This window comes from Candidatus Methylomirabilota bacterium (assembly GCA_036005065.1).
Taxonomy (GTDB): domain Bacteria; phylum Methylomirabilota; class Methylomirabilia; order Rokubacteriales; family DASRDR01; genus DASYQW01.
Genome location: DASYQW010000330.1, coordinates 1 through 4,384 on the forward strand (window position 1 = coordinate 1; position 4,384 = coordinate 4,384).

The following is a 4,384-nucleotide window of genomic DNA, read 5'->3' on the forward strand; positions in this document are numbered from 1 at the left end:
GGGCGAGCAGTCCCAGGGGCTGCTCCTGAACGCGCGGGGCACGTACTTCTCGCCGGTGGTCTTCCCCAACTTCGCTGAGCGCGTCTGCCGGTTCGTGCTCTGGGCGCGGGACAACGACGGCGACATCAACGTCACGGCCCGACTGATGCGAAAGCGCCTGGCGACCACCAACGCCTTCGCGCCCCCCGAGGTGATGGCGCAGGTCTCGAGCACGGGCGCCAACCCGAATCTCCGGGCCTTCATCGACTCGACGATCGCCGCGCCGCTTCCGAACGCCAGCTTCGTCTACTACGTCGAGCTGGTGGTGCCGGGGGAGACCCTCGAGGTGGCGGGGGTGCGTATCGAGACCCGGCCCACCTGCTGACCGTGAGGCGGTCCAGCGCCGACCGCGTCTAGGCGGACTTCCAGGCTCGGGCCGCGGCCAGGGTCCGCGCGGACATCATCGTCGGAACGCCGCTCCGCGGGTTGGGACGGGCCTGGACCAGCCTGGTCCAGAAGCCGCATTCTCAAGGCCCGCGGAAGAGTGCTATGCTCCGGGCACCGTACCCCGCGCCCCGTCCCGACCAGCCGAAGGAGGTGCCCCGTGCAGAGGCTCGTGTCCCCCGTCATCGCGCTCCTGATCCTGGCCGGCGTGGTCGCGCTGCCGGCCGTCGCCGCGGCGCAGGCCAAGGACATCGCCGTCACCTACCTGGAAGGCCAGGCCGTCACCGCGATCGACCCCGCCAAGCACACCGACGAGAGCGCGCACCACGCGGTGATCAACATGTACGACCCCCTCCTCTATCCCAAGATCGCCGAGGGATCCATGGAGCCCGGCCCGCACGTCGCCGAGTCGTGGAGGGTCACGGACGGCGGCAAGACCTACACCTTCCAGATCCGGAAGGGGATCAAGTTCCACGACGGGACGGAGCTCAAGGCCGACGACGTCGTCTTCTCGCTCCACCGGATGCTGGCGCTCAAGAAAGGCTTCGCCTGGCTCTGGAACGGGGTGCTGACGCCCGAGCAGGTGCGCGCCAGCGGGCCCAGCACCGTCGTCTTCACGCTGAGCCAGCCCTACGCGCCGTTCCTGGGGACGCTGACCCAGCTCTTCATCGTCAACAAGGCCCGGGTCCTCGCCAACAAGAAGGCCGGACCGCACGGCGAGTTCGGCGACTACGGCGAGGCGTTCCTGGGCGAGAGCGTCGCCGGGTCCGGCCCCTACACCCTGGAGTCGTGGGACCACGCGACGACCCTGGCCATGAAGGCGTTCCCCGGCTACTGGCGGGGCTGGAAGCCGAACCAGATCACCCGCGTCACCTACCGCACGGTCACCGAGGAAGCCACCATGCGGACGCTGCTCCAGAGCGGCCAGGTGGACATGATCGATCAGTGGCGGACGCCCACCACGTTCGAGCAGCTCAAGAAGTCGCCGGGCATCGTGGTAGACGAGCAGCCCAGCGCCCAGCTCTACCACATCGAGCTGAACACCCAGCGGGCGCCGCTCACCGACATCCGGCTGCGCCGGGCGATGGCGCTGGCCTTCGACTACAAGACGGCCGCCGAGCAGATCTTCAAGGGCGCCCCGGTGGCCCGGGGGCCGGTGCCGATCCGCGTCTACGGCCACAGCGAGACCGTCCAGGCCTACGCCCAGGACGTCGAGCAGGCCAAGCGCGAGCTGGCGGCGGCCGGGATCAAGCCCGGGCAGCTCGCCTTCGACTACTGGTTCCCGACCGGCAACGAGCCGGGTCGTCAGGTCGGCCTCCTCTTCCAGTCGAACCTGGCGGCGATCGGGATCAAGCTGAACCTCAAGGAGACGCCCTGGGCCCAGATCGTGCAGGCCTCGGCGTCGGCCGAGACCAACCCGGACGTGGCGTCGATCTTCGACACCCTCAAGTACCCGCACCCCGACAGTCACACCTACGGCATGTACCACCCGAGCGCCTGGGGGAGCTTCCGCACCATCAGCCGGTACAAGAACGACGAGGTGACCCGGATCCTGGAGCAGGCGCGGGCGACCGTGGAGCGGGAGCCCCAGCTCGCGCTCTACAAGCGCGCCCAGGACCTGGTCGTCAAGGACTACCCGAGCATCTTCGCCGCCAACCCGATCCACCGGATCGCCTTCCGGGACCACGTGAAGGGTTACCGCTACGTCGGACTGCTCGGCTACGACGTCGCCTTCTACGACTTCACCATCGAGAAGAAGTAGCGGGTCTGGCATGCCGCCGGAGGGGGCCCGGCCCCCTCCGGGGCCCCGATGCACTACCGCGACTTCCTGGTCCGCCGGCTGGCCCAGATCGTCCCGACGATCCTCGGCCTGCTCGTCCTCATCTTCCTGATCTCCCGGGTCATGCCGGGAGACCCCGTGCGCCTGGCGCTGGGCCCCGAGGCCACCCACGACCAGATCGAGGCCTACCGGCACAAGCTCGGCCTCGACCAGCCGCTCCCGGTCCAGTTCGCGGGCTACCTCGGGGGCCTGGCGCGGGGCGACTTCGGGGAATCGATCCGGACCTACCGGGACGTCCGCCTCGACCTCCGGGACTTCCTGCCCGCCACCGTCGAGCTGGTCCTGGCCGCCCTGGTCGTCGCCGTCGCGCTCGGCGTCCCCCTCGGGGTCCTGTCGGCCGTGTACCGGGACACCTGGGTCGACAACCTCACCCGGCTCTTCGCCGTGCCCGGCGTGGCCCTGCCGCGCTTCTGGGTCGGCATCGTGCTCCAGATCGGGCTCGCCTACCAGCTCGGCCTCTTTCCCATCGTCGGCCGGGCGTCCCGGGCGCCGGCCGGGATCACCGGCTTCTACCTGCTGGACGCCCTCCTCACCGGCGACACCCGGGCGTTCCTCGACAGCGCCCTCCACCTGGCGCTGCCGGCCGTGACCCTGGCGCTGCCGACCCTGGCCCAGCTCGCCCGGATCACCCGGGCCAGCATGATCGACGTCTTTCGCCGGCAGTTCATGCTGGTGCACCGGGCCTACGGGATCCGGCCGGCGCGGCTCGTGATGCGCTACGGGCTCCGGAACGGCCTGACCTCGGTGCTGACGCTGGTGGGCATGACCTACGGGGCGCTGCTGGAGAACGCCTTCCTGGTGGAGGTCGTCTTCTCGTGGCCGGGCATCTCCGCCTACGGCGCGGCCGCCGTGCTCGCCAAGGACTTCAACGCGGTGGTCGGCGTGACGCTGGTCGTCGGCCTCTCCTTCATGCTGGCGAACTTCCTGGTCGACGTGCTCTACGGCTTCGTCGATCCCCGGGTGCGCTATCACTGAGCTGGCGGCCGTCGAGCCGCGGGCGATCGCGGCCGCCCCCCGCACCCACGCGCTGGGGCGGCGGCGAGGGCTCCGGCGCCTCCTCCGCAACCCGCTCTCGGCCGCCGGCGCCGCCGTGGTCCTGGCGCTCGTCGTCTGCGCGACGGTGCCGGGATGGCTCGTGCCCTTCCCGGAGGACGCCGGGCCGCGCGTCCACTTCGATCGCGCGTTCCGCCCGCCGGGGCCGGTCCACTGGTTCGGGACCGACGACGTGGGCCGCGACATCCTGAGCCGGGCCGTGTTCGGCACCCGGTGGGCGCTGGTGCTGGCGGTGGTGGTGCTGGGGATCGCCCTCGGGCTCGGCGTCCCCCTCGGCCTGATCGCGGGCTACTGGAGCGGCGGCGTCCTCAGCTCGGTGATCATGCGGATCACCGACGTCTTCCTCTCGGTCCCGCCGCTGGCCCTCGCCCTCGCGGTGGCGGCCGCCTTCAGGCCCGACCTGACCAGCGCGATGGTGGCCATCTCGTTCACCTGGTGGCCCTGGTTCACCCGCCTGGTCTACGGCGAGGTGCTCGTCCGGCGGGAAGAGCCTTACGTGGAGGCCGCCCGGGCCCTGGGCCGCCACGACCTCGTCATCTCGTTCCGCGAGATCCTGCCCAACGTGATCTCGCCCATCGTCGTGAAGGCCACCCTCGACGTCTCCTTCGTGATCCTGCTCGGCTCGAGCCTGTCGTTCCTCGGCGTCGGCGCCCAGGAGCCGACGCCCGACTGGGGCGCCATGGTGGCGCGCGGGCGCACCTTCCTGCCGGACCACTGGTGGCTCTCGACGATGCCGGGCCTGGTCATCTTCGTGGCCGTCATGGGCTTCAACCTGCTCGGCGACGCGCTCCGGGACGCGCTGGACGTCTGGGAATGAGGCTCTTGCCGACGGCGATAGTTCATTTCCGGCTGAATTCATGGTAATATTCATGCCATGAAAACTACCATTGATGCCACCGGGCGTTTGGTCATTCCCAAAGACATCCGCCGAGAGGCCGGGCTCAAGCCCGGCATGCCGCTCGAGGTCCGCTGGGCAGAGGGACGGATCGAGATCGCCCCTGCACCGTTGCCCGTCAAGCTCGTGCGCCGGGGCCGGCTGCTGGTCGCGGTTCCCCGAGAGGATGTGAC

5 protein-coding genes are annotated in these 4,384 nt (G+C 70.1%); all 5 read left to right on the forward strand.

The annotated features are described in order from the left end of the window. On the forward strand, window positions 1-364 hold a 364-nt coding region (locus VGW35_22080), incomplete at its 5' end, for a hypothetical protein (GenBank protein ID HEV8310361.1). A 219-nt stretch (window positions 365-583) separates the two neighbouring features. Further along, window positions 584-2,185, forward strand: a complete 1,602-nt coding sequence (locus VGW35_22085) for an ABC transporter substrate-binding protein (GenBank protein ID HEV8310362.1) — start codon at window positions 584-586, stop codon at window positions 2,183-2,185. Window positions 2,186-2,233: 48 nt separating this feature from the next. Further along, window positions 2,234-3,238, forward strand: coding sequence for an ABC transporter permease (locus VGW35_22090; protein ID HEV8310363.1), 1,005 nt, complete (start codon window positions 2,234-2,236; stop codon window positions 3,236-3,238). A 52-nt stretch (window positions 3,239-3,290) separates the two neighbouring features. Next, window positions 3,291-4,133: an ABC transporter permease gene (locus VGW35_22095; protein HEV8310364.1), complete on the forward strand. Its 843-nt coding sequence runs from the start codon at window positions 3,291-3,293 to the stop codon at window positions 4,131-4,133. 57 nt (window positions 4,134-4,190) lie between these two features. Further along, on the forward strand, window positions 4,191-4,384 hold a 194-nt coding region (locus VGW35_22100), incomplete at its 3' end, for an AbrB/MazE/SpoVT family DNA-binding domain-containing protein (protein HEV8310365.1).